Origin of the sequence: Paenibacillus sp. NFR01, assembly GCF_900111565.1 — a bacterium.
Lineage (GTDB): Bacteria > Bacillota > Bacilli > Paenibacillales > Paenibacillaceae > Paenibacillus_AQ.
Genome location: NZ_FOIK01000004.1, coordinates 380,544 through 405,968, shown reverse-complemented (window position 1 = coordinate 405,968; position 25,425 = coordinate 380,544). Strand labels below are relative to the sequence as shown.

Here is a 25,425-nt window from a genome sequence, read left to right as displayed (position 1 = left end):
GATTATTCAATGCCCTTGGAGAGCAGCGCGCGCTCGACTTCGCTGTGGGGTCTGGGAATGACATGGACCGAGACCAGCTCACCCACGCGTTTGGCTGCGGCGGCTCCGGCATCGGTTGCCGCTTTGACGGCGCCGACGTCGCCGCGCACCATGACCGTAACGAGACCGAAGCCAATTTTTTCGTATCCGCAGATCTCCACGTTTGCTGCTTTGACCATGGCGTCCGCTGCTTCGATAGCGCCGACCAGTCCTTTTGTCTCAATCAATCCTAGGGATTCTCCCATGTGTAAAACCTCCATTATTCGAATTTTGGGTGAAGCGGCCATGATGGCTGGTGGACCCTATTTCCGTTATGCCGTTAAACCTGCGCGGAATCCGGAGCGCCCGGCGGGCTTGCCGGTGAATCCGGAGCAAAAACGTAGCGTTTCAAAATTTTATCGTGGACTTCGCCATGCGCTTTGGCGATGACCTGGGCGGACATAACCCTCCCGACGCGCTGTGCCTCGGCTGTTCCGGCTTCCACGGAGGAAGTCACGGCGGCGACTTCGCCGCTCAGGTGAAGCGTGACGCCGAGCAACCCGCCGACGCCGATGATCTTTTCGACGGCAACCAGTTTGACATTCGCCGCTTTAAGCGCGGCATCGGCTGCGGAGACCGCCGAAGTATACCCCAGCGTTTCAATCAATCCGAGTGCCTGCATGGGTTCGCCTCCTTAAAATGATGTGGATGCCGCATTGTGAGCCGCAGCGAGAGTTTGCAGTTCCGGCAGCGCTGCATTCAGCTGACCGGCTGCGGTACTGACTACGCAGTAACCGTGCTCCACCCGGATGGCGAGCCGGGCGTTGGGGCAGCGCCCCGCCCATTGCTCGGCGATGGCGATGCCGCCCCAGCGTGTAGCTGCTTCAATAACGGCGATGGCCGACGTGTGGCCATCGCCGAAATACCGCTTAACGAGACCCGTTGGATTCGGGCTGGTGAAGATGCGGACGGCTTGCTGCGCTTGGGCGAGCAGTTCGCCGGCCAGCCGCAGCAGCCTCTCGCCGAGGACAAACGGGTCGCTTCCGAACAGCTTAAGCTCGAAGCTGCGGCCGTCCAGGCCCCAGGCGATGTCGGCTTCGAGCGAGCCGTCGCCGGCCAGCAGCTGTTCTGAGGCGAACAGCTGCCCGGGGGTACACGCGGGCGAGGTTAAGACGCCCGCTGCGGTGTAGCTGCGGCCCGGGATACCGAGGGCCGCCTGCAGTTCCCGGCTGAGGCTGGGGAACAACCACGCCTCGATGCCCCCGGCGGCCGCGAGGCGGAGCGGCTCGCCGGTCTGGGCCGCCGCCGCGATCTCCGCGCGGCTGGCGGTGGGCCCAGCGGCCGGGCGGGCGCTGGGCTGCGAGGCCTGCGCGGGGCTGGCCGCGCGCGCAGGCGAGGGGATGGCCGGCGGCGTGTGCCCCGCCGGCCTTTGGCCCGGACCGCCCGGCAGCGTCGGCGCGGGGCGGTCCGGGAGGGGCCTGCCGCCGCGTTCCGGCGGCAGGGTGCGCAGCAGCAGAGGCGACAGCCACTCTGCTGCGAAGCGGTCCTGGTTCAGCGGCGTCAGCACTGAACCGGGCGGCGTTGCCGGGCGGGGAACCGCGCCTGGCGCGCCGTGGCGGGGAGCCGCTGCGCCCATGGATGCAGCGGCGACCCCCGCCGTGGGATCCGCGGCACGAACTGGCGGATCGCCATCCCTGATTCCCGGCGCTCCAGCCCGGGAATACGGATTCCCTGCGCCGAATGCCGGATTTGCTTCCCTGGCAGCCGGAGCCCCAGCCCGGGAATATGGTTTCCCCGCGCCGATTGCCGGATTCGAAGTCAGAATTCCTGCCCGGGCTGGCGAAATCCCTTGGCTGATTAATGGATCCCCGCCCCCGACAGCCGGATTCGTTGCGCCGGATGCCGGGTACTGATGATCGCCGCGGGATGTGGAGCGAAGGTTCTCGCCGAGCGGGGAGAGGCGTTTGCCGGCGTTGGTTTTTTGGTAGTTGATACGCTGAACGCCCGGAATCTCGGGGGATGCCTGCCCGGAGCCCGATAGCAGCGGCAGAGTGGCAACGGAGAAGACAGGTGCACCGGATGTTTCCGGTAATAGGCTTAGCTGCCGGCCAGGGCCGGGGGAATCGCCAGCCGGTGTAGGGCTGAAGCGGCTGCAGCCTGCGGAGAAGGAAGTTCCAGCTGGATGGCGGCAAGCGTCAGATTCTACGCAGCTTCCAGAGTGGGCGCATGAACTTGAAGATTGCGCTAGGGTGCCCGCTCGCATTGCGGGCGGCGGATCGCCTGCCGCAATTACAGATAAGCCTGAGGGGGTGGAGGGAAACGGCGGATTGGCGACGCCGTTTGTTTTCCCCGCTTCGCGGTTGCGCTCCAATACTTCATTCACGATTTCCTGCATGAAATTGCTCAAGGGTTGTCACCTCCTTAGCTTACGTCTTCTAATCGGCTTGCAGCATTTGCGCCAGCTCGGGATGGGGGCGGGCAATGACGTTGGATGCAATCAGCTCGCCGCCTGCCTGCTTGTAAGCGGCGATGCCGGCCTCGACGGCGGCGGATACGGCAGCGACATTGCCTTCCACAATGACGGTGACCAGCCCTGAGCCTACTCGTTTGAAATCTACCATCTGCACGTTCGCCGCTTTGCACATGGCGTCCAGCGCTTCAAGCGCCGGTGTCAGTCCGCGGGTTTCGATCAATCCGATCGCCTGCATAAGTCACCTCCTCCAAGGAATGCGGAACTGTTTCGTTGCATTTCATACAACGGATTCCGCGAATGTAGCGGTAAATTAAGATTTCATTGCATTTTGTACAATGGAAATCTGCAATAACGGTCGATTCCCCCGCATTTGTCCAAATTCATTGTAGAAAATACAACAGAAATGACTTTTGAGCGATTTTGGTGCCAGTTCATTGCACAAAATGCAATGGAGGGTTGGACCGGGCGGACTCGCCCCAATGAGCTGTCATCCGTGAAACCGTAGATTTTTACCCGTCACCGACCAGCAACTCACCGACCAGCGACTCACCGACCAGCAACTCACGGCCAGCAACTCACCGACCAGCAACTCACCGACCAGCAACTCGCCGACCAGCAACTCACCTACCAGTAACTCACCTGCCAGCAACTCACCTGCCAGCAACTCACCGACCAGCGACTCAGCTACAATCTGCTCATCAGCCGGCTACTCAACCTCCAGCTACTCCAATTGCCTTTCCCCCTACAAGTAATCCTCCAGCCGGATCTCATCCTGACCGGGGATATGGGTGCGGCGGTAGTGCCAGGCTTCAGCGAGCGGGCAGGTAGCGTCGATGCCCATTTTGGCGCTGACGCCGCGCAGGTTGTGGGACGGTTCCAATGGGGAACCCTTGGCGCCGGGAACGATGAACAGGTCCAGATCGGCCTGTACCCGGGTGGCGATGGCCCATTCCACGTCCAGCGGATCGAAGAGGTTGACGTCTTCATCGACGACCACGGCATGCTTGAGGTCTTTGTCGCCGGCGAAAGCGGCGAGCAGGGCGGTTTTGCCGTCGCCCTCCTGCGTTTTGCGGATGCGGATGACCGCATGGTAGCGGCCGACGCCGCCCAGCGTAATGTGCACATCCAGCACGCCGGGTACCACCTGGCGTATGGAGCTGAGCAGGGCGATCTCCCGGGAAATCGCCATCGGCAGTTTCTCCTCGTAGCTGGCCGGCAAAATGGTCTGCCAGATGGGCTGGTTGCGGTACGTCACGGCGGAGATTTCCACTACCGGCTGGTCGGACTGGCCGCCGTAATAGCCGCCCAGCTCACCGAAAGGGCCTTCCGGCTCCCGGACGCCGGGGAGAATCCGGCCCTCGAAGACGACTTCGGCTTCCGCGAGTACCTCAAGGTCGATGGTTTTGCAGCGGACCACGTCCAGCGGCTGCTGGAGCAGGGCGGAAGCGACCTCCAGCTTGTCGGCATGAAACAGATGTGTGCTGATCTGCGATGCCAGTACCACGGCAGGTACGACTCCGAACATGAAAGCGGCCTCCATGGCTTCTCCGCGCGCTTCGTATTCCCGGTACTGCTGCAGCAGCTCGGGCGAGGTGATTAGGATTCCGGTGCGGTTGCCTTCCAGCACCTGCATGCGCCGGATGGAGGTATACCGCTTGCGGCCGTCCTCGCCTTTGACAACCATTACGCCGGATACATAATAAGCGCCGCTGTCTTCGGCATGGTAGGTACAGACGGGGAACAGCTTTTCCAGGGAGATGCCCCGGGTAAGTACATTTTCATGGACAGGGGCGCGTTCCACGCTGCGGGTCGGCAGCGGAGTCACGATAGCCCGGATCAGGTCCGGCAGCAGGTCCTCCGGCGCCATGCCCATGCTGTCGGCCAGCAGTTCCTTGGAGCCGCCAAGTCCGGCCGTCATCGGTACCCCGAAGCCTTTGATTCGTTCGAACAGCAGCGGATGTTGTCCTTTGTCCGCTTTCACCACGGCCCCGAACTCGTAACGGGGGTCCACCTCGCGGCGGATGCGCAGCAGGCGGCCGTCTTGTTCCCAACGGCCGAGCAGCGCTCGAATATTGGTTTCAGCCATATTGGTTTCACCTCGTTTTTGAATGGACAGGTATTCGAATGGGCAGCGGCTGCGCGAATCATCGAACCGGCAGGACCGCTGAATTCGCGCCCGCAAACGGCAAGGATGTGTCGGGCGGATGCGCAGCAGTGTACTCGATCATCCCTCTCCCCAGCGCTTCATCAGGGAGTGCTCGATGCCGAAGGCGTCCAGCACCCTCGCGTTCATGAAATTGACCAGCTCCCAAATCTGGGTGGGGCGGTTGTAAAAGCCCGGGGCGGCCGGCATGATGTCAGCTCCGGCGCGGGCGAGCCGCAGCATGTTTTCCAGATGGATCAGGTGCAGCGGCGTCTCCCGGGGTACGATGACCAGCCGGCGTTTCTCCTTCAGCATCACGCCCGCCGCCCGGCTGAGCAGCGTATCGCCGATGCCTCCGGCCATGGCACCCAATGTATTCATGGAGCAGGGGATGACGGCCATGCCGTCCGTTTTGAACGAGCCGCTCGCGACGGGGGCGAACAAATCGGCGTTGGAATAAACCGTTCCGTAATTGGACAACTCCTCTGGGGAGATGCCGCATTCGTAGGCCATAACCTTTTGTCCCGCTTCAGTGGCGATGATATAGGTGTCGATGCCCAGTTGGTGCAGGCTGCGGATCAGGGAATAGCCGTAAATAGCGCCGCTGGCGCCGGTAATGGCAACGATAATTTTCAAATGGGGTTCACCTCCGCGGCGTTTACCGGAAAAAGTGCATTTCTTGCTTTCGGAAAAACAAAAAGAAGCCGCCGAAATAGAGAGGTCTCTACTCAAGCGGCTTCCTTCGGTCTGTAAACAGAAATCAGGCTAGCCGTAGCTTTATGTCAGCTGCCCGGGATAAAATCGGGGGCAGGCCGAATAGGATGAATAAACAGGTTCTAATGCAATTCTCAGTGAGACATTCGGCTCTCGTCCGGTTCGCAGTCCTCCGCATCGGCGATAATGACGGTACAGGCCCAGCCCGACCGGGGATCGTAATCCCTGAGAACGCCCGATACGTTAAGCTGCATCTCCTGCGCGAGCTTCCATTCGATCTTTCGTTTGAATTCCTGATGCAGCGCGGCATCCACCGACTGCTTCAGCTCCGGGTAATTTTCTTCCAGCGCCTTCAGCGCGGACACCCGCTGGTGTTTGACGAGGAACATCATCATCGTTTCGTTGACGGCTTCGATCTTGAGCTGGGTGACCCCGACGCCGTAAAGCTCTTTGTGGATGTCGTTGTAGCAGCGGGCCAGCCGTTTCTTGACTTCATTGGAGGCGAGTAGGGCGGGGATGGACAAGTTGCTCAACCTCCTGTTACGAATGATGACATAAACCATTAAAATTAGTTTAATTATAGCGGATAAATTAACAAAGTAAATGATTTATGTTACATTTCTTTACCTGAGTTAGTCTTTGGCATAAAAAGCAAACTGCTAATTGTGGTGGACCTGCGGCAGTAGAAATGGTGGAGAGTGTGCAGGTATACGGGAAACGGAGATGTGGAGATTGTGTATTTGAGGTTGTGCCGTCGAGTGTATGTTGCGCCACAGAGTTGCCATAAATGTGTTCCTGGGGCCTCTCGCAAAGTACTTGAATTATCTACCAAGGTAAGCGTCACTTTGTGGGGATTGTTTAAATGATGACTAAATCGTAGGGTACATATGAATTAACAATTATGTTAGCATATCGTATAGTTGTTAGCCGATGCCAATCGGCCGAGCAGAACACGAAATGGAGCGATGCCCGTGTTAAAGGTGATGCTTGTGGACGATGAACCCTGGGTGCTGGAGGGGCTCAGGACGATGGTAAACTGGGAAAAATTTGGTTTCGCCGTATGCGGAGAAGCGCTGAACGGCCCGGAGGCGCTGCGCCGGATCCCCGAGCTGAAGCCGGATCTGGTGCTGACGGATATTCATATGCCCGTGATCGACGGGCTGGAGCTGATCGAGAAGGTCAACGAAGCGATGGAGCATCCGCCGCGGTTTGTGATTTTGTCGGGCTACGATGATTTCCGCTATGCCCGGGCCGCTTTGCGGCAGCGCGTGGATCAGTATCTGCTCAAGCCTGTCGATGACGAGGAGATGGAGGCGCTCTTAACGCGGCTCGGTTCAGCGATTAGAAATGAAATCGCTTCCAGAGGCGAGAACAAGCGAAAGCAGTCGCTGTTCATCCATCACCTGCTGACCCGGTATATCCGCGGCGACGACGCCGAGCCGCTGCGGCTGATGGCGGGGGGGCTGCTGCCGCTTGCCCCCGATGCCGAGCTGGTCTGTCTGCTGATCACGCCGTCCTGCACGGCGAGCGGGCTTGCGTATCAAAGCGAAGACTTTTCCCCGTGGAAGCTTGCGTTCGAGGACGGCTCCGGCCGGACCGGCTGCCTGATCGAAACGGCGGGCCTAAGCGATGCCGAGCTGGCGGCTGCGCTGCGCAAGCTGCATGAAGAACTGACCGGGCGGATGCATGAGCCGGTGATTTTCGCGGTCAGCGAACGGCATTCTGGTCTCCGCAGCCTGCGGACTTTATACGACGAGGCGCTGGAGACCTGGCGGATGAATATGTTCAAGGAGAAAGGCGGCATCTACTATTACGGCATCCTGTGCAGGCAGCGCAAGCAATCGGGCATCATGGAGGCAAGTTTTGCGGGACTTCTGAAAGCGATCCGGTCCGGCGCGGACGACGCCATCCGGGCACAGGTGCGCGAGCTGCTGCTTTCTTTTGCCGGACGGCGGCTGCCGGCCCCGGCGGTACAGGCGCAGATCGCCCATTTGGAGATGACGCTCTGCATGCTGATGCTGGAGCGCAATGGCAATCCGGGAACGCTGCTCGGCAGCGTCACTGGTGCCTGCGGCAGTCTGGAGAAGCAAAGCGACTATGCCGGGCTGGGGAGGTATACGGAAATGCTGGCCTTGCAGGCTGCCGCCGGTCTCGCCGAGCTGCAGAAGAAAAACGAAGGAAACACGATCTACAACGTGATCCAGTACGTCGACCAGGAATTCCGCGGCAGGCTGCAGCTGCAGGACCTGGCGAGGATTTTTCACATGAATTCAGCCTATCTTGGACAGCTGTTCCGCAAGGAGACCGGGCGCAGCTTCAGCGATTATCTCAACGAGAAGCGGATCGAAGCGGCCAAAGGGCTGCTCAAGCGGACCCAGCTCAAAATCTCGGATATCGCGCAGCAGGTCGGATTTGCGAATACCGATTATTTTATCGACAAATTCAAGCAGACGGTGGGCGTCGTTCCTTCCGTGTACAAGAAAAACGATCTCCATCCCGCGCATGGAAAGGCCGGTGTTCCCGCAGATGAAGCTTAGACGATTCCGCTACGGCAACGTCGTGAACGATATCCCGCTGAACTACAAGTTTTTCTTGATCTATCTGGTGGGCGTGCTCCTGCCGATCATGGTGACCAACCTCGTTTTTCTGGACCGCATTACCGATCTGATCAAGTCGCGGGAGCAGCAGAACCTGGAGATTTCGCTGGAGCGGGCGCGCAAGGACCTGCATGATTACATCGAAGGCGGCGTCGCCGTCAGCTACACGTTATCCACGGACAAAAATTTATACGAAATGCTCGACCGCACGTATACCGACTCCATTGATTTTTACAGCACGTTCAACGAGCAGCTGCGGGACCGGATGAACAGTTATATGCCCGTCAACAACCAGATTGAGCGCATTACGGTGTTTACCAGCAATCATTCCATCGACTCCGGCGGCAATTATCAGGTGATTGACCCGGCGGTACGCCGTAGCGGCTGGTACAAACGGGCCAAAGCCTCCACCATCCCCGTGAATGTGCTTGCCTACCGTACCACGGACAGCAATAATTCAAGCGCTTCCATTCCGGCGCTCAGCATCATTCAGCCCATGCATTATTACGAATCGTACGACCATTACGAAAAACTGCTGCGGATCGACCTCGATCTCAGCGAAATTTACGACGTTATTATTCGGGAAAAGGATTACCTCAGCCTGTATCTCGTCAACGGGCAAGACCAGATCGTCATGTCGGCGGACAGCGGCTACCAGCGGGTAACGGAGGAGCCGTATCCGCAGTTTAAGGCCCTGGAGAATCCGGGACCGGATGTACATATCGTGCCGCTCGGCAGCGCCGTGTACCTGAAGGGCTGGCGCATCATCGGAATCACGCAGAATGAGCGCATTTCCCAGGCTGTGCTGGAGATCCAGATGTATGCAGGCCTGCTCGCGGCCATCGTCACGCTGCTGACCTCCGTGTTTATTTACGTGATGCTGCGCTCCTACAATTACCGCGTGAAGCGACTGGCCCGGCATATGCAGAAGGTGACGAACGAGAAATTCGAGCTGATCCGCATGGATGAAGGACGGGATGAAATCGGCGGGCTGATCCGCAACTTCAACATCATGACCGGCCGGATGCACTCGCTGATCAACGACGTGTACAAGCTGGAGATCCAGAGCAAAAACCTTGAAATGGAGCGGGTGCGCGCGGAGCTGAATTTCCTCCAAAGCCAGATGAACCCGCATTTTCTGTTCAATACGCTGAACGCCATTCTCGTGGTCTGCACCAAAAACAACTATTCCGATGTCACCGATATCATCAAAAGCTTGTCCAAGCTGCTGCGCCGGCTGCTCAGCTGGAAGGAAGACATGGTATCGCTCGCCGAAGAAATGCAATTTATCGACATGTATCTGAAGATTGAGAAATTCCGCTTCCGCGACAAGTTCGACTACCGGTTCGACATCGAAGAGGGGGCGCTGGGCTATAAAATACCGAAGCTGAGCATGCAGCCGCTGGTGGAGAATTCCTGCAAGCACGGCCTGCAGCGGATCGAAGGGCTGGGCATCATCGAGGTCAAAGCCGCCGTAGCGGATCAGCGGCTGCAGATTACGGTGTCGGACAACGGGAAAGGCATGGACCCGGAGCAGCTTAAAGCGCTGCTGGCGAGCATCCACGACGAGGTATCCTCGGGGCAGAACATCGGCATCCGCAACGTGTTCCGCCGGCTGGAGCTGAATTATGCGGACCAGGTACGTTTTGACGTGGCGAGCGCGCCGAATCAGGGCACGGTTGTGACCTTCGGCATTCCGCTCCGGCTGCTGGAGCGGATTCCGGAATTCGGAAAGGAGACGGGCGAATGAGCTATAAGGTGCTGTTAATCGACGACGAGCCGAGCGCGCTTGAAGGCCTGATGCTGTGGCTCGACTGGGCGGCGCTTGGCTTCGAAGTGGTCGGAACCTGCGGCAACGGCCGGGAGGGATTGGAGCGGATCGCCGAGCTGGCGCCCGATCTAGTCATTACGGACGTGCAGATGCCGGTGATGAACGGTCTCGAGATGGTTGCCGCCTGGCAGAAGCGGCGCGGGGCGGCGCCGGTCAAATTCGCGATCCTGAGCGGCTACAGCGAATTCGAATACGCGCAAACGGCGATCCGCTACGGGATCAACCATTATTTGCTGAAGCCGATTTTTCCCGAAGAGGCGGAAGAGGAGCTGCGGGAGATTTACGCGGAGCTGGAGAACGAGCGGAATCGGCAGTTGCTGAACCTCATCGCTTCGCAGGAAGAGGAGACGGCAGCGCTGAAGGAGCTGCTGCTGGGGCGCAATGCGGAAGGGGAGCGAGGCATCCTTCCGGCAGTACTGACAGGCGGCGCGGAGCAAGCCTGGCAGGTGTGGCTGATCGCCTGCACGCCGGGTCTGCAGGCGCAGGCGAAAACGCTGGCCGCCGCTTCGGCTGCGGGCCGGGCGGCGCTCTGGATTCGAGAGCCGGACGGTGAGGGCATCGTCCTGGTGTTTGCGGCGCCCGCGCAGGCGGGCGGCTGGCCGGAGCTGGCCGCCGAATTCGCGGAGCTTCGGCGGGGGGCGCCGGAGGAGCGGCTGGCGGTGGCGGCGGGCCTGCCTGCGCGAACGCCGGCCGAGCTGGCCATAGCCTACCGGACGGCGCGGGAAGCGCTGCAGCATTTCTTCTACCGGCCGGACGCGGGGCTGCTGGACGCTTTCGGGCTGGCGGCGGAAGCCTTCAGCTACCGGTACGATCACCTGAAGCTCATGGACACGATGCTGGGGGCGGTCAACACGCTGGAGACCGGGGTATTCCGCAAGGCGGCGGCTGACGCCGGGCAGGGCTTCCGGGAGAACCGGATTGCACCCGAGGTGGTCAAGAAGTTCGCCGTGCATCTCTTTTTTCAGATCATCGGACTGGCGCCGGAAACGGAGCGGACGGCGCTTCGCGAGCGTTACGCTGCTCCCGGGGTGCGGCATGACCTGATCACGCTCGAATCGCTGATGCGGCAGCTTGAGGCATGCGGCGAAGCCGTCATCGCCCTTTTGACCGCGGAGCAGGACCGCCGTTCGCAAGGCGTGGTCAACGAGATCAACGGCTATATCGCCGAGCATTACCGCGACAGCCTGACGATTCAGAAGCTGGCGGAGAAGTTTTATCTCCATCCCGTCTATCTGGGCCAGCTGCTGCTCAAAAAGAACGGCATCCATTTCCATGAGCAGCTGCATCGGCTGCGGATCGCGGAGGCGGAAGCGCTGCTGCGCGGGGGCAAATTCAAGCTTTCCGAGGTGGCCGAGCGGGTCGGGTACGCCAATTACAGCCAATTCGTGAAGCAGTTTGAGAAAAAAAACGGAATGGGACCGAGTGAATACCGCAATGCAAAGACCTAAAATTATTGGGGATATACCTTTAATTCAGCCGTATTTTTGAGTGCGCCGCCACCTCTATAATTCAAATATGTAAGTGCTTACAATTTTGCGAGTCCAAAAAAATGGAGGTGCTTTATGGGGGGCAATTCAAAACACTGGTTCAAGCTGTCCTTGATTACGCTGTTATCCATGAGCTTTGCGCTGGCCGGCTGCGGCGGCAATAAAAACAATGCCGGCGATAACGGCGGCAAGGCGTCGGCGACCCAGGAAGCGGGAGCTGCGGCGACGGCCGGAACGAACGCGAATTCGGGAAAAGTCGATCCGTTCACGGTCAGCGTATTCATCGGGGAAGCGGGCCAGCAGACAACGCCGGACAACAAGATCATGAAGAAGATCAAGGATGAAACGGGCGCCAGCTTCAACATCGAATATTTGGCGGGAGACATCAACCAGAAGCTGGGCGTTATGATCGCCGGGCAGGATTATCCCGATCTGATGACAGGAAACACCAAATTGACGGCGGCAGGAGCTTATATTCCGCTCGAAGATTTGATTGAACAATACGCTCCGAATCTGAAAGCGCATTATGCGGACTACTGGAACATGATGAAGGACCCGAACGACGGCCATATTTATATTCTGCCGAACTACGGCGTCTATAACGGTAAAGTCAACAGCGCATGGTATTCCGGGCCGGCCTTCTGGATTCAAAAAGCGGTGCTGAAGGAATTCGGGTATCCAAAGGTAAAAACGCTGGACGAATATTTTGATCTGATTGCCAAATACAAAGAAAAATATCCCGAAATCGACGGCAGCCCGACCATCGGCTTCGAAATCCTGAACTATGACTGGAGAAACTGGGGGCTGTTCAACGCGCCGCAGCATCTCATCGGGCATCCGAACGACGGCGGCGTTGTGGTCAACGACGGCGTAGCTGAAATTTTTGCCGACAAGGATTATGCCAAGAAGTATTATCAAAAGCTGAACGAAGTGAACCAGCTCGGCCTGATCGACAAAGAGACCTTCGTGCAGAACTATGACCAGTATATGGCGAAGCTCTCCAGCGGCACCGTGCTCGGCATGTTTGACCAGCACTGGAATTTCAACGCGGCGGAGGATTCGCTGACGACCCAGAACAAGCTGGAGCGCACCTATGTCGGCCTCCCGCTCGTCTATGACACTTCGACCAAAGATTATTACCGCGACCTGGCCGTGCTCAACCTGAACAACGGCTTCGGCATCAGCGTCAACGCCAAGGATCCGGTGAAGATCATCAAGCTGCTGGATACGCTGATCTCTGAAGATTGGCAAAAAGTGTTCTCCTGGGGCATTGAAGGCGAAGACTACTACGTCAACGAAGAGGGCCGCTTCATGAGAACGCAGGAGCAGCGGGATAACAACTCCGACCCGACCTGGCAATTGGCCAACAAAGCGAAATCCCTGTTCACCTACCTGCCGAAAACGGAGGGAAGCTTCAGCGACGGCAACTCTACGGATGCATCGGCGCAGCCGGAAGAATATAAAGCAGGCCTCAAACCGTACGACAAGGAGATTCTCGACGCTTACGGCATGAACAGCTATGTTGATTTCTTCAGCGATCCGCCGCAAAATCCGGTGTATTACCCGGCCTGGTCCATTGACCTGATCGAAGGCTCCGACGCCAAGGTAGCCAATACGAAGCTGAACGATTTGTCGACCAAATTCCTGCCGAAAGCGATTCTGGCCAAACCGGGCGATTTCGATTCCGTCTGGTCGGATTACGTGAAGGAGATCGGCAAAGTCAACGTCAAGGCTTACGAAGACCGGATCAACGAGCAGATTAAATGGAGAATCGACACCTGGAGCAAATAACGTAAGCTTGCCTTTGGACGGAACACCGGAAGTGGAGGGCCGATGCCGGCCTTCCACTTTTAAAACTATGGCGGGGAGAAGAACCCTATGGATGAAACGATTACGAATGAAACCGTCCCGCGGCCGCCGAAAAAGAAAAAGAAGCAGCCGGTCACCTGGACGCTGCTCAAAAATCAGCGGCAGCTGATCTGGATGTCGGTTCCACTGCTGCTGTACATCATTCTTTTTGCCTATTATCCGGTGTGGGGCTGGACGATGGCCTTCCAGAATTACCGGCCCGGCAAAAGCTTCGGCGAGCAGGAATGGGTAGGGTTCAAGCAGTTTAAATTTTTGTTCACCGACGACAACTTCCTCCGGGTGTTGCGCAATACGCTGGCGATGGGCATCATCAATCTGGTGCTTGGCTTCGTTACGGCGATTGTGCTCGCACTGCTGCTGAATGAAATCCGCAAGGTGCTGTGGAAACGGATTGTACAGACGGTCTCTTACCTGCCGCACTTTCTGTCCTGGATTATCGTAACCGGCATCGTGGCGACGTCGCTGTCCATCAATGATGGGATCGTCAACATCGTGCTGATGAAGCTGCATCTGATCAAGGAGCCGATTCTCTGGCTGAGCGAGGGCAAATATTTCTGGGGCATCGTCGGCGCTTCCCATGTGTGGAAGGAGGTCGGCTGGAATACGATCATTTATCTGGCCGCCATGGCCTCCATCGATCCGGCACTGTATGAAGCTGCGGAAATCGACGGCGCGAACCGTTACCGGAAAATGTTAAATGTTACGCTGCCGGGCATCAAGCCGACCATCGTCATCCTGCTGATCATGTCCATCGGCCACATTCTTGAAGCCGGTTTTGAAGTCCAGTACCTGCTCGGCAATGGCCTTGTGGTGGACTGGTCGGAGACGATTGATATCTTCGTCCTGAAATACGGCCTCGCCCAGGGCAACTATTCGCTGGCAACCGCGGGCGGCATCTTTAAAACCGTCGTCAGCGTCACGCTGCTGCTGATGGCGAACTGGACAGCCAAACGTTTAGGGGAGGAGAGGCTGTTATGATGGACCAACGGAGCGTTCATCCGCAAAAAGCAGCGCCCCTTCCGGTGCGCAGGCTTCCAAGACGCGGCGGGCTGGAGCCGGCCCTGTTCACGGCATTCAATACCGTCTTTATGATCTGTCTGGTCGTCGTAACACTCTACCCGTTCCTGAATACGATCGCCGTCTCCTTCAACGCAGGGAACGATACGATCCGTGGAGGCATCTACCTGTGGCCCCGGGTATGGACGACGCAAAACTATAAAGCGATTTTTGCCACGGGCACTATCTTTGACGCCTTTTGGATTTCAGTCGCGCGGACCGTGCTGTCGACGGTTCTGAATATCTTTTTGACGACGATGCTCGCGTATACGTTGAGCCGCCGGGAGTATGTATTCCGCAAGCCGATTACGGTGATTTTCGTGCTGACGATGTATTTCAGCGCCGGCCTTATTCCGTCCTATTTCCTGATGAAGGACCTGCATCTGCTGAATAAGTTCCTGGTGTATATTCTGCCTTCCATGGTCAGCGCCTTCAATATGATAGTTATCCGGACCTATATCGGAACCATTCCCGAAAGCCTAATGGAATCGGCAAAGATCGACGGGGCCGGTGATTTTAAAATCTTCATGCGGGTCATCTTTCCGCTGTGCAAGCCGGTTCTCGCGACCATTGCGCTGTTCGTTGCCGTCGGCGCCTGGAACTCTTGGTTTGACGCCTTTATCTACACCTCGTCCAAGCAAAATCTCAGCACGCTGCAATACGAGCTGATGAAGCTGCTGTCCTCGACGATGAATTCGAACAGCAATCCGACGGTGGCGGCCGGGGTCGGGATGACCCAGGAATCGGCCAGCGACCGGGTGACGCCGCTCTCGATCCGGGCGGCGATTACGGTGGTGGCCTCCGTTCCGATTCTCGTGGTGTACCCGTTCATGCAGAAATATTTTGTCGTCGGCCTGAACGTTGGCAGCGTGAAGGAATAGGCCGCGGCGCGTTTGGAAATAGCTGAAAAGACAAGTCCCGCCCGGCTTTGTGCCGGAACCGGCGGCTGCGTTTTCCTCTTTCGGGAAGGCGCAGCCGCCTTTTTTTCATTGCATAAATAAAAATAAATAGTGACACAGGCACTATGATACCTTATTATTTAAGAGTATTTTTAATAAAACAGTTTTTAAATAATTATAATACAATAGCATGGACAAGACGGAGAATCCGGAGGGAGGGCTGCACTATACTGTCGTTGCAGCAGGTCAGTAAAAGCTACCGGCGCGTAGCCGGCTCGGAACCGGCGGTCCAAGAGGTCTCGCTGACGGTGCGGCCGGGCGCCATCCACGGAATTATCGGGGCAAGCGGGGCGGGAAAATCAACATTGCTGCGGCTTATGAACCTGCTGGAGCGTCCGGACAGCGGCACGGTCGAATTCGCCGGCCGCATGCTTACGGCGATGTCTGCCGCCGAGCTGCGCCGCGAGCGGCATGGCATCGGCATGATCTTCCAGCAGTACAATCTGGTCGGCAATGCCACCGTCAGCCGGAATGTAGCCCTGGCGCTGGAACTGGCGGGGACGCCCCGCGCTTCACGGGCGGCGCGGGTCCGGGAATGCCTGCAGTTTGTCGGGCTGGAGGACAAGGCGGAGGCTTATCCGGCTCAGCTCAGCGGCGGGCAGCGCCAGCGCGTGGCCATTGCCCGGGCGCTGGCGAACCGCCCGAAGCTGCTCCTGTGCGACGAGCCGACCTCTGCGCTCGACCCGGGGACGACGGCGGACATTCTGGAGGTACTGCACCAGATCAACGCCTCGCTTGGCGTCACCATCGTCATCGTAACGCATGAGCTGGACGTGGTCCGTTCCCTTTGCACCGAGGTGTCCGTGATGGAGCGTGGGCGCATCGTCGACCATTTCTCCCGGCAAGACGGTGCGTTTCTGCCGCCGGCCGGGCGGAATATCTCCTTTCGCGAGCAAATTATCGGCGGGAAGGGGAATGAAGATGCTTGAGAAGGCGCTGAAGTACCAGGATCAGATGTGGCATTCCATCGGCGAGACGTTCGCCATGGTCGGTGTCTCGGCGCTGGCCGCCCTGCTGCTCGGCCTGCCGCTGGGGACGCTGCTGTATTTCAACCGCAAAGGCCAGCTGTACGAGAACCGCACGCTGTCTTTCCTGCTGAACAGTATCGTCAATGTCATCCGCTCGTTTCCGTTTCTGCTGCTGGTGGTGGCGCTCATTCCGTTCACCCGCTCGCTGGTGGGCACCGCCATCGGCACTACTGCCGCGACGGTGCCGCTCTCGATTATCGCTATCGCTTATTACTCGCGGCTGGTGGAGCAGGCGCTGCTGGAGGTGCCGAAGGGCACGGTGGAAGCGGCGTTATCGATGGGCGCTTCGCCGCTGGCGCTGACGCTGAAATTTCTGTACGTCGAGGCGCGCTCCGGTCTGGTGCTCGGGCTGACCACCTCGATCATCAGCTTCATTTCGTTCTCGACCGTCATGGGCATCGTGGGCGGCGGCGGAATCGGCGATTTTGCCATCCGTTACGGCTACCAGCGCTTCGAGACTGAAGTGATGGCCTACGCCATTGTCGTCATGATTGTTCTTGTGCAGCTTGTGCAGTTCACCGGGAGCACGCTCGCGCGGGTGCTGGACAAAAAATGACGCGTCGTAGTTGAATTAAGACCATACAAAATTACGGGAGAAGCGGCCGGAAGTCCAAACATTCTTCGCAGTGCCGACAAAGCTTTTGGCGTGAAAATAAAACTATTAGGGGGCATACACAAATGAGAAAATCGCTAATCGCCACACTGGCGCTGTTTACGCTCATCACGGCGGGCTGCGGCAGCAACAATTCCAACAAAGGAAATAATGCAGCCAATGAAGCGGCCGCGACGGCATCGCCTGCGGCAACGACGGCCGCCGAGCCGGTGAAGATCAAGGTAGCAACGCTGATTCCGCCGATGACCGACATTCTGGACATCGTCAAACCTCTGCTCAAGGAGGACGGCATCGATATGGAGATCGTGGTCCTCTCCGACAATGTGCAGCCGAACGAGGCACTTGCCAATAAGGAGGTTGACGCCAACTTTTTCCAGCATGTGCCGTATATGAACCAGTACAACGAAAGTAAAGGCTCCAACCTGGTGCCGGTGCAGCCGGTATATGACGCCATTTACGGCGGCTACTCCAAACGTTACAAATCGATCGACGAGCTGCCGGAAGGGGCAACGCTGGTGATGGCGAACGATCCGTCCAATATCGGCCGCTCGTTGCAGATGTTTGCGCTGAATGGCCTAATCAAGCTGAAAGACGGCGTCGGCATCAACGCCACGCAGGCGGACATTACCGACAATCCGAAGAAGTTCAAGTTCAAGGAGGTCGATCTGCTGATGCTGGCCCGCATGATGGATGAAGGCGATCTCGTCGCCATGACGCCGGCTTATGCCAGTCCGCTCGGCCTGACGCCGAAGAAGGATGCACTGATTACCGAGGGTAAAGATTCCGAGTTCACGATTACCCTGGTAGCCCGCGAGGACAACAAGGATTCGGCGGCAATCCAAAAACTCGCGGAGCGGATCAGCGGCCCGGAAGTGAAGAAGTTCCTAGAAGACAATTACGCGGATATTGCGCTGCCAGCCTTTTAAACTTTTAATATAGAAGGAACTCGTTTAAACTTGTACAAACAGCTGACGAATCGTCAAACTATTGGCGATTCGTCAGCTGTTTTTTTGTCACGAGAATGTAAGAAGTCCCCGCTATAATCTGCTGTAGAATAAAACTGCGAATGGAGTTGGGCACATGGGTATTTTGAACGCGGTCAATCTCAGCAAACATTATGGCAAAGGGGACAATCTTGTCCGGGCACTGGACGGCGTTAATCTCGACGTTGCGGACGGGGAATTTATCGCCATTGTGGGCACCTCGGGCAGCGGAAAATCGACGCTGCTGCATCTGCTCGGCGGGCTCGACCGGGCGACGGCAGGCGAAGTATGGATCGGCGGACAAAATATTTTCGCCATGAAGGACGAGGCGCTCACCGTTTTCCGGCGGCGGAACATCGGCTTTATTTTTCAAAACTATAATCTGGTGCCGATTCTGAACGTGTACGAGAACATCGTGCTGCCGGTAGAGCTGGACGGCGGGGAGATCGACCGTGCATTCGTGGAGCATGTGATTTCGGTACTTGGCCTGACGGCAAAAATCCACAGCCTCCCCGGCCAGCTCTCCGGCGGCCAGCAGCAGCGGGTGGCGATCGCCCGTGCGCTTGTGTCCAAGCCGGCCATCGTGCTGGCCGACGAGCCGACCGGGAACCTCGACAGCATTACGAGCCAGGAAGTGATCGGCTTGCTCAAGGTGACGAGCCGTCAGTTTCAGCAGACGATTCTAATGATCACGCATAATGAAGAGATTGCCCAGCTCGCCGACCGGACGATCCGGATCGAAGACGGCAAAATATTGACGGGCGGTGGCGGCCCGTTATGATGTTCCCCAACAATAACAAAGCCGTAATCCGCCGGCTGATCCGGCGCGGCCTGAAGACGAACCGCGCCCGCAACCGCTTCGTGCTGCTGGCGATTGGGCTGACGACCTGGCTGCTCACTTCGTTCTTCAGCATCGGACTGAGCTACTCCAAATCGGTCGGCCAATTTGATATCAAATTGGCGGGCACGGCGGCCGATGTCAGCTTGAACGCTCCGACCGCGGCGCAGCTGGACAAGGTGCAGTCGCTGCCATACATCCGCGCGGCCGGCCTTGCCGCATACGTAGGAACAGCCGTAAACCCGCCGGATCTGAACGACCTGAAGCTGGCGCTACGCTGGTATGACAGCGGCGAGTGGACGGACATGCGGCGGCCGGCAATCGACGGCCTGAAGGGACACTACCCGCAGGCCCGGAACGAAATCGCCGTTCCGCTTTGGGTATTAAAGCGAATGGGGATCGAGCATCCGAAGCTCGGCATGGCATTGCCGCTGTCCTACACGATCGGACGGAGCTCCGGTGCTGCCGTGCAGCGGCAGACGTTCGTGCTGAGCGGATATTTTAAGGAATATACGTTTATCCAGAACGGCCGCAGTGCGGATCTGCTCGTATCCTCCGCTTTTGCGGAGAGCGGCGGTACGGGTGAGCCGCATCCGGACATGGCGTCGATCATCGGTGCCGGCAAGGAAGACCCGGAGCGGCTGGCCAAACGGCTGGAAACCGATCTCGGTCCGGACAGCGCCGGGCAAATCGGCGTCAGCCGCATGATGACGTCTAGCGGGACGGACCGCATCGCAACGCTGGCGGGATATGGCGGGCTGATCTTTTTTGTCATGCTCAGCGGCTATTTGCTGATTTACAACATATTGTACATCTCGGTATCCAGGGATACGCGGTATTACGGGCTGCTCAAAACGCTCGGCACGACGCGGCGGCAAATTCTCTCCATCGTCCGGGGGCAGGCGCTGCGCTTGTCGCTGATTGCGATTCCGCTCGGGCTGCTTGCCGGGGCGGCAACCTCCTTTGGAGTCGTGCCGCTGGCCCTGCGGACGACGAATATCGAGACGGGGATCGACATGTCGTTCAACCCGCTGATTTTTGCCGGAGCGGCATTATTTGCCTGGCTGACGACCTGGATCAGCTGTATCAAGCCGGCCAGGCTTGCCGCCAAGGTATCGCCGGTGGAGGCCGTGCGGCATACCGGAGTGGAGCAGAAGGCCAAACGCAAGCGCAGCAGCGCAGGCGCAAAGCTGCACCGGATGGCGCTCAGCAATATTTTCCGCATCAAAAAAAGGGCTTTCGTCGTGCTGTTGTCCCTGTTTATGGGCCTCGCGACTTTTCTGGTCGTAACCACAATTGTGCTTAGCATGGACACGGACAACCTGGTTGATCAGTATATGAAGCATGATTTTACGCTGACCAACCAGACGCTGGAGCTGGGCTATCAGGGGGATGCCGACAAGCCGGTTTTGACGGATGAAATGGCGGACACGATCCGGGCAATGGAAGGCGTCACTTCCGTTCATGCGGTATACAGCCTGTTTGGGCGGATGGATTACGATCCGAAAGTGTTTGGCGCATATGTCGACGGCTTTGCTGCAAATTATCATACGGAACGCCCGAGTGATGCGGTGCTTGCCGGCAAGGAGAACGGAATGTTCGGCCCGGCCCGCGTGGCGGGACTCGATCTTCCGGCGGCGAAAGCGCTGATCCGGGAAGCGGGCCTGACCGTAGATCTGGACCGGTTTGCCAAAGGCGAGCTTGCCCTGCTCGACAACATGCGGATAGACGGGCTTACTGCAGGCGATAAGTTCCGTCTCGGGGTGTACGGCAGTGATCAAAGGGTTACGTATGAAATCGGGGGAACCGGCGATTTTACGTCCATCGAAACCTCGCATATGATGGCGCCGAATGTCTACTTGAGCGAAGCGGGCATCCGGCGGCTGCAAAGCGACCCGCTGATCGGCAAGCTGTACGTGGATGCCAAACCCGGAGATTGGAAGGCCGTTTCGGACGGTTTGCAGAAGCTGGCGGGTCCGGGCGGAGAAGTGAAGCTGGAGTCGAAGCTGGAGCAGCGGGCGGAGCTGGATAGCATAAAAAGCACACTCTATATCTTAGGCGGGGGCGTTGGCCTGATTCTGGCCTTCATCGGCATTCTGAATTTCGTCAACCTCATGTATACGGGCGTGCTTGCCCGCAAACTGGAGTTCGCCGTTCTCGAGAGCATCGGCATGACCCGGCGTCAGATGAAAAAGCTGCTGCTGTACGAAGGAGCGGGGTATGCGGTTATCTCCGCCGTTCTCATTTCGACCCTGGGCACGCTGCTCAGCTACGGGATTTTCCGGTTGTTCGTTCAGGAAGCGGATTATGCGGTGTTTCGTTTTCCGTATTTGCCGCTGGCGATTTCGTTTGTGCTCGTTTTTGCCGTATGTTTATCCGTTCCGCTGCTCGCCTACCGGCAGATTAGCGGAGCGAGCCTGGTGGAGCGGCTCCGGGAGATCGAATAACATTTACCTTATATATGGAAGTTAGGAGAATACCATGACGACCCTTTTGATTGTGGAGGATGACCGCTTGCTCAGCGACGGCCTGGCCTTCCGGCTCTCCAAGGAAAATTATAGCGTGCGGCAGGCATTCACCTGCCGGGAGGGCTGGTCCATCTTCCGCGAACAGGCGGTCGGCCTGGTGCTGCTCGATGTCCGGCTGCCGGACGGCAGCGGACTGGAGCTGTGCCGGAGGATCCGCGAAGTGTCGGGGATTCCGGTTATTTTTCTGACGGCCAATGATACCGAGCGGGATATTGTCGAAGGCTTTGAGCTGGGTGCAGACGATTACCTTGCCAAGCCGTTCAGCATCTCTGTCGTGCTGCAGCATATCAAAGCCGTGCTCAGGCGGAGCGGGGATGAGGCCGGAGAGAGGCAGATCCAGTATCGCGACATTGTCATTCATCCGGCCAAAATGAAGGTGTATAAGCTTGGCGAGGAGCTAAAGCTGACGGCCGGCGAATACCGGCTGCTGTCCGTGCTGGCGGAGAACAGCGGGCAGGTATTGACCCGGGCGCTGCTGATGGAGAAGATCTGGGACGCGGACGGCCATTTTGTCGATGAAAATACGCTCAGCGTCACGATTCGCCGCCTGCGGGCTAAAATTGAAGACGATCCGAAGGACTGCCGATATATCAAAACCGTCTTCGGCATCGGGTACACATGGGGAGACTAAGATGAAGCATTCCTTCAGCCGCTTGCTCACGCTCTGCTTGCTGGCGTATATACTGCTTGCCGGAGGTTTTGTGTTTCTGCTGGTGCTGGAACATCCGGGATTAAGAGTGCTGATTATAGCTGGCGTATTCCTCGCCGTGTTGGCGGCGCTGTTTGGAATCTACCTGTTTGCTGTCCGCCGCAAGATGAACGGAATCCTCGGCGAATTCTCCTTGCTGGTGCAGGAATTGATCGACGGAAAAACGCAGGCGCATTTCCCCGAGCATGAGGACAGCCTGCTGTCGAAGCTCCAGAGCCGGATCATGCAGCTGGCCGGCCTGCTGACGGCCCAGAAGCAGCGGTACCGGCAGGATAGCCTGGAGATCAAATCGCTGATCTCCGATATTTCCCATCAGCTCAAGACGCCGCTGGCCAATCTCGGCATGTACAGCGAGCTGCTGCAGGACGAGGCGCTGCCGGAAGCGAAGCGGCGGGAGTTCACGGGTACGCTCAGCAGGCAAATCGAGAAGCTGAGCTGGCTGATGGACAGCCTGATCAAATTGTCCCGGCTGGAATCGGGCATCATCAGCCTGCAGGTTCAGAACGCCAATCTGACGGATACGATGCTGGCGGCGATCAAGCAGGCGTTTCCGGCGGCGGAGCGCCTGCAGACCGCGATCGTGCTGGACGGCAGCGTAGAACTGACGCTGCGGCATGACCCGAAGTGGACTGCCGAAGCGCTGTACAACATTCTTGACAATGCGCTGAAATACGGCGGGGCAGGCGGAGAGATCATCGTAACATTGCACCGTTACGACCTATTCGCGCGGATCGATATCGCCGATCGCGGTCCAGGCATCCCCGAAGAGGAGGTCAACGCGGTGTTCCGGCGCTTCTACCGCGGCAGCCGGGCCGGCGATACGGAAGGCGCGGGCATCGGCCTTTATTTATCGCGGAAGATCGTCTCCGAGCAAGGCGGATACATCAAAATCCGTGCCGGCGATGATGGCGGCAGCGTGTTCTCTGTCTTTTTGCCGCTCCGGTTCTAATATGGGATATACAAGGCTCCGCCGGTCCGGCGGGGCTTTCTTTTGCTTTTCACGGCAATGATCCCGGGCATGTTTCCGGGGGCCAAGCAAAGTATCCGATTAAGCTTCAGAGTTAAGCTTCAGAGCCAAGGATGGCCTTTGCGGGGCGTTAAGCCGCCTGAGGTCTGATCAACGCCCCGACTAAGGTCCAGTTCATAAAACCGTCCGCAGTCGGTTTTGAAAGGCCGCGGATTCACCTAAAATAAGAGCATAAGGTTAAGGCAACGAAAGGCGGTGAGAAAACAATGCAAAGAAATAGCAGAAACAATCCACTGGCAATTGTATTGATCGTGATCGGTGCAATTATGCTGCTCGGGATTCTTCCCAAACTGATCGGCGGGATTTTCGCAATTTTGTTCCCGCTCCTGTTCGTGGCTCTCGGGTACTACGGCATCAAACGCGGCCACAAATTTATCGGCTGGATCGTCCTGATCATCGGACTGATTTCCGTAATCGGGAAGCTGGCTTGGCTGATCGGTCCGCTGCTCGGTATCGCGCTTGTCGTGTGGGGCATCTCGGTACTTAAAGGAAAAGGCAACAGAACCTATTAATCGCTTGCGGATTACTTAATCAATGAAGCAGGGAGGGAGCAGCAAATCATGAGTGTGTTTCGCCGAATGAGAGACATTACCGTAGCCAATCTGAACGAACGGCTGGAGCAAAGCCAGGATCCCGTGAAACTGATCGACCAGTTCTTGCACTCGACTCGGGAAGAAATTGCCGAAGCCGAAAGACTGTATCAGCAATATGCGGCGCATACGAAGCAATTGCAACAGCAAGTGAATCAGGCGGCAGCGATGAGAAACAAACGCGAGGAACAAGCGCTTCTGGCGCTGAAGGCGGGCGAGGATCATCTCGCCAAGCTGGCCTTGCAGGAAAAAATCATCCATGAAGAAAAGCTTGAGCAGTACAACGGCCTTCTGGAGCAAAGCCGCGAATCGCTGATGGAGCTGGAGAACCAGCTGAACGAGCTGAAGATGGAATACCAGACGGTATACAGCAAACGCCAGTATTATGCGGCCCGGATGGAGACGCTCCGGCTGCAGCAGCGGCTGAACCAGCGGAATACCGCGTACGGCAGCGACGTGCCGAAGATGTTCGGCCGGCTGGAAGATAAGATGACGGACTGGGAGCTGGAGGCGAAAAGCCTGCGCGACCTGCGCCGCATGGGTCAGGAATACATCGTTCAAGCGGGTGAAACCGTTGCTTCGGTGCTCGAACGGGAAATGGCCCGGCTCAAGGAGAAGCTGAACAATGATGGAAAGGAGTAGCACGATGACACGATTATACCGTTCGACCCGCGATCGCCTCATGACGGGGCTGGCCGGCGGATTAGCCGAAACGCTGGGAATTGATTCGACGCTATTCCGGATTTTGCTGGTCATTACCATTCCGTTCTCCGGCGGAGCGACGATTCTGGCTTACTTTATCGCCGCACTGATTATTCCGAAGGAGCCGGTGCATTACGATCCTTTCGGACCGGGACCAATGGCCGGAGGTCCTTACGGGGGCCCGCATTATGCAGGACCGGAGTATGGACGCGGCCCGCAAGGGCATCATGGACATACCCGTCATGGACACCATGCACATGGTCCGCAAGCCCAAGGCGGGTACGGCCCGCAGGGCGGCCCGGCGTATGACAAAGCTTACTCGGCCCAAGACTCAGGTCTGGATGCCATGATGAAGGATATCGAGAAGAAGGCGCTGCAGAAGGAAGTCGAAGAGCTGAAGCGCGAACTTGCCAAATACAAGAAGGGAGAAGTGTAAAACATGGGAGTATTTAAACGTATCAAGGACATGACCAAAGCATCGGTAAACGATCTTCTGGATAAGGTTGAGGATCCGGTAGTGATGTTGAACCAATATCTGCGCGACATGGAGGCTGAGATCCATGAAGCCGAGGTGACCGTAGCCAAACAAATGGCGAACGAGCGCCGGATGAAGCAGCGCGTGGAGGAAGCGGTCAAAATGTCCGGCCAGCGCGGTGCCCAAGCCGAGCTTGCCCTCAAGAACGGCCAGGAAGAAGTAGCCCGCAAGCTGCTGGAAGAAAAAATCTATTTCGATCAAAAGTATGCCGAATACAGCGATCTCCACGCCCAAGCCGATGTTCAGGCGAAGGAACTGGTACAGCAACTGCACGACATGAAGGATGAGTTCTACAAGCTGCGCAACAAACGCAACGAGCTGGTATCCCGCGCGCAAATGGCCAAAGCCAAAAAGCAAATGTCGCAAATCAGCAGCGTGCATGCCATCGAAAGCGGCAGCGCCTCCCTGGGCTTCCACCGGATGGAGGAAAAGATCATGCAGCTTGAAGCGGAAGCCGACGTGCTGCGCGCTCCGTACACTCCGTCGTCCGCTTACGTGAAGCCGGTCGATCCTGAAAAACAGCTCAAAGTGGAAGAGCAGCTCGCCGCGCTGAAAAATAAGCTGAACGGCGCGCCGGCCGCCCCGTCGCTGGAGAAAAAAGAAGAATAGTCTTCCGCTCCACAAGAACGGACAGATATGATATGCTGTACAAGGCAAAAGCCATACGGTATGGGCGACCCATACCGGTATGGCTTTTGTAGGCATTAAAGAAATTATTGTTTTTA

At 57.6% G+C, this 25,425-nt stretch carries 24 protein-coding genes; 17 read left to right on the top strand and 7 right to left on the bottom strand.

The features are described from left to right. Window positions 1-2 precede the first annotated feature (2 nt). The 7 genes from BMW84_RS19105 to BMW84_RS19075 form a co-directional block, all read right to left on the bottom strand. Complete coding sequence (locus BMW84_RS19105) at window positions 3-284, bottom strand: BMC domain-containing protein (protein WP_019908484.1); 282 nt, start codon at window positions 282-284, stop codon at window positions 3-5. 74 nt (window positions 285-358) lie between these two features. Beyond that, the gene (locus BMW84_RS19100; protein WP_091071117.1) at window positions 359-700 is read right to left on the bottom strand and encodes a BMC domain-containing protein; all 342 of its coding nucleotides are present in this window, start codon (window positions 698-700) and stop codon (window positions 359-361) included. 12 nt (window positions 701-712) lie between these two features. Beyond that, a complete protein-coding gene (locus tag BMW84_RS19095; RefSeq protein ID WP_091071116.1) occupies window positions 713-2,425 on the bottom strand; it encodes a hypothetical protein in 1,713 nt (570 codons plus the stop codon). Between the two features lie 28 nt (window positions 2,426-2,453). Continuing rightward, window positions 2,454-2,726, bottom strand: coding sequence for a BMC domain-containing protein (locus BMW84_RS19090; protein ID WP_091071114.1), 273 nt, complete (start codon window positions 2,724-2,726; stop codon window positions 2,454-2,456). 507 nt (window positions 2,727-3,233) lie between these two features. Then, complete coding sequence (locus BMW84_RS19085; protein ID WP_091071113.1) at window positions 3,234-4,577, bottom strand: UbiD family decarboxylase; 1,344 nt, start codon at window positions 4,575-4,577, stop codon at window positions 3,234-3,236. Between the two features lie 138 nt (window positions 4,578-4,715). Continuing rightward, on the bottom strand, window positions 4,716-5,270 hold the full coding sequence (locus BMW84_RS19080; protein WP_091071112.1) for a UbiX family flavin prenyltransferase: 555 nt from the start codon (window positions 5,268-5,270) through the stop codon (window positions 4,716-4,718). A gap of 212 nt (window positions 5,271-5,482) precedes the next feature. After that, window positions 5,483-5,872 (bottom strand): Na-translocating system protein MpsC family protein, encoded by a 390-nt coding sequence (locus BMW84_RS19075; RefSeq protein ID WP_091071110.1) that lies wholly within the window; start codon window positions 5,870-5,872, stop codon window positions 5,483-5,485. A 447-nt stretch (window positions 5,873-6,319) separates the two neighbouring features. Between BMW84_RS19075 and BMW84_RS19070 the strand changes: the two genes are divergently transcribed. From BMW84_RS19070 to BMW84_RS18990, 17 genes are all read left to right on the top strand, one after another. Beyond that, entirely contained in the window at window positions 6,320-7,885 is a 1,566-nt protein-coding gene (locus BMW84_RS19070; RefSeq protein WP_175498908.1) for a response regulator transcription factor, read from the top strand. Continuing rightward, window positions 7,875-9,695, top strand: a complete 1,821-nt coding sequence (locus tag BMW84_RS19065; RefSeq protein ID WP_091071107.1) for a sensor histidine kinase — start codon at window positions 7,875-7,877, stop codon at window positions 9,693-9,695. Before BMW84_RS19070 ends, BMW84_RS19065 begins: the two co-directional genes overlap by 11 nt. Further along, window positions 9,692-11,224 carry a response regulator gene (locus BMW84_RS19060; RefSeq protein WP_091071106.1) on the top strand — a complete coding sequence of 511 codons (1,533 nt, stop codon included), beginning with the start codon at window positions 9,692-9,694 and terminating at the stop codon, window positions 11,222-11,224. The genes BMW84_RS19065 and BMW84_RS19060 overlap by 4 nt, the downstream gene beginning before the upstream one ends. 114 nt (window positions 11,225-11,338) lie before the next feature. Then, the gene (locus tag BMW84_RS19055) at window positions 11,339-13,054 is read left to right on the top strand and encodes a type 2 periplasmic-binding domain-containing protein (protein WP_091071104.1); all 1,716 of its coding nucleotides are present in this window, start codon (window positions 11,339-11,341) and stop codon (window positions 13,052-13,054) included. 87 nt (window positions 13,055-13,141) lie between these two features. Next, window positions 13,142-14,110, top strand: a complete 969-nt coding sequence (locus tag BMW84_RS19050; RefSeq protein WP_091071102.1) for an ABC transporter permease — start codon at window positions 13,142-13,144, stop codon at window positions 14,108-14,110. After that, window positions 14,110-15,069 (top strand): carbohydrate ABC transporter permease, encoded by a 960-nt coding sequence (locus BMW84_RS19045; protein WP_091071207.1) that lies wholly within the window; start codon window positions 14,110-14,112, stop codon window positions 15,067-15,069. Before BMW84_RS19050 ends, BMW84_RS19045 begins: the two co-directional genes overlap by 1 nt. A gap of 245 nt (window positions 15,070-15,314) precedes the next feature. Next, window positions 15,315-16,076, top strand: coding sequence for a methionine ABC transporter ATP-binding protein (locus tag BMW84_RS19040; protein ID WP_091071205.1), 762 nt, complete (start codon window positions 15,315-15,317; stop codon window positions 16,074-16,076). Beyond that, window positions 16,069-16,731: a methionine ABC transporter permease gene (locus tag BMW84_RS19035; protein WP_091071101.1), complete on the top strand. Its 663-nt coding sequence runs from the start codon at window positions 16,069-16,071 to the stop codon at window positions 16,729-16,731. The genes BMW84_RS19040 and BMW84_RS19035 overlap by 8 nt, the downstream gene beginning before the upstream one ends. A 122-nt stretch (window positions 16,732-16,853) precedes the next feature. Continuing rightward, window positions 16,854-17,714, top strand: coding sequence for a MetQ/NlpA family ABC transporter substrate-binding protein (locus tag BMW84_RS19030; protein WP_091071099.1), 861 nt, complete (start codon window positions 16,854-16,856; stop codon window positions 17,712-17,714). Window positions 17,715-17,868: 154 nt separating this feature from the next. Beyond that, window positions 17,869-18,552: an ABC transporter ATP-binding protein gene (locus BMW84_RS19025; protein WP_091071097.1), complete on the top strand. Its 684-nt coding sequence runs from the start codon at window positions 17,869-17,871 to the stop codon at window positions 18,550-18,552. Continuing rightward, window positions 18,549-21,056: an ABC transporter permease gene (locus BMW84_RS19020; RefSeq protein WP_091071096.1), complete on the top strand. Its 2,508-nt coding sequence runs from the start codon at window positions 18,549-18,551 to the stop codon at window positions 21,054-21,056. Before BMW84_RS19025 ends, BMW84_RS19020 begins: the two co-directional genes overlap by 4 nt. Before the next feature lie 34 nt (window positions 21,057-21,090). After that, window positions 21,091-21,768, top strand: coding sequence for a response regulator transcription factor (locus BMW84_RS19015; protein WP_091071094.1), 678 nt, complete (start codon window positions 21,091-21,093; stop codon window positions 21,766-21,768). A gap of 1 nt (window position 21,769) precedes the next feature. Then, complete coding sequence (locus BMW84_RS19010; RefSeq protein WP_175498906.1) at window positions 21,770-22,795, top strand: sensor histidine kinase; 1,026 nt, start codon at window positions 21,770-21,772, stop codon at window positions 22,793-22,795. Between the two features lie 284 nt (window positions 22,796-23,079). After that, window positions 23,080-23,385, top strand: coding sequence for a hypothetical protein (locus tag BMW84_RS19005; RefSeq protein ID WP_091071091.1), 306 nt, complete (start codon window positions 23,080-23,082; stop codon window positions 23,383-23,385). 48 nt (window positions 23,386-23,433) lie between these two features. Continuing rightward, window positions 23,434-24,105 carry a PspA/IM30 family protein gene (locus BMW84_RS19000; protein WP_091071089.1) on the top strand — a complete coding sequence of 224 codons (672 nt, stop codon included), beginning with the start codon at window positions 23,434-23,436 and terminating at the stop codon, window positions 24,103-24,105. Window positions 24,106-24,109: 4 nt separating this feature from the next. Continuing rightward, window positions 24,110-24,601 carry a PspC domain-containing protein gene (locus BMW84_RS18995; RefSeq protein ID WP_091071088.1) on the top strand — a complete coding sequence of 164 codons (492 nt, stop codon included), beginning with the start codon at window positions 24,110-24,112 and terminating at the stop codon, window positions 24,599-24,601. A gap of 3 nt (window positions 24,602-24,604) precedes the next feature. Next, on the top strand, window positions 24,605-25,309 hold the full coding sequence (locus tag BMW84_RS18990) for a PspA/IM30 family protein (protein ID WP_091071086.1): 705 nt from the start codon (window positions 24,605-24,607) through the stop codon (window positions 25,307-25,309). The last annotated feature ends 116 nt before the right edge of the window (window positions 25,310-25,425 follow it).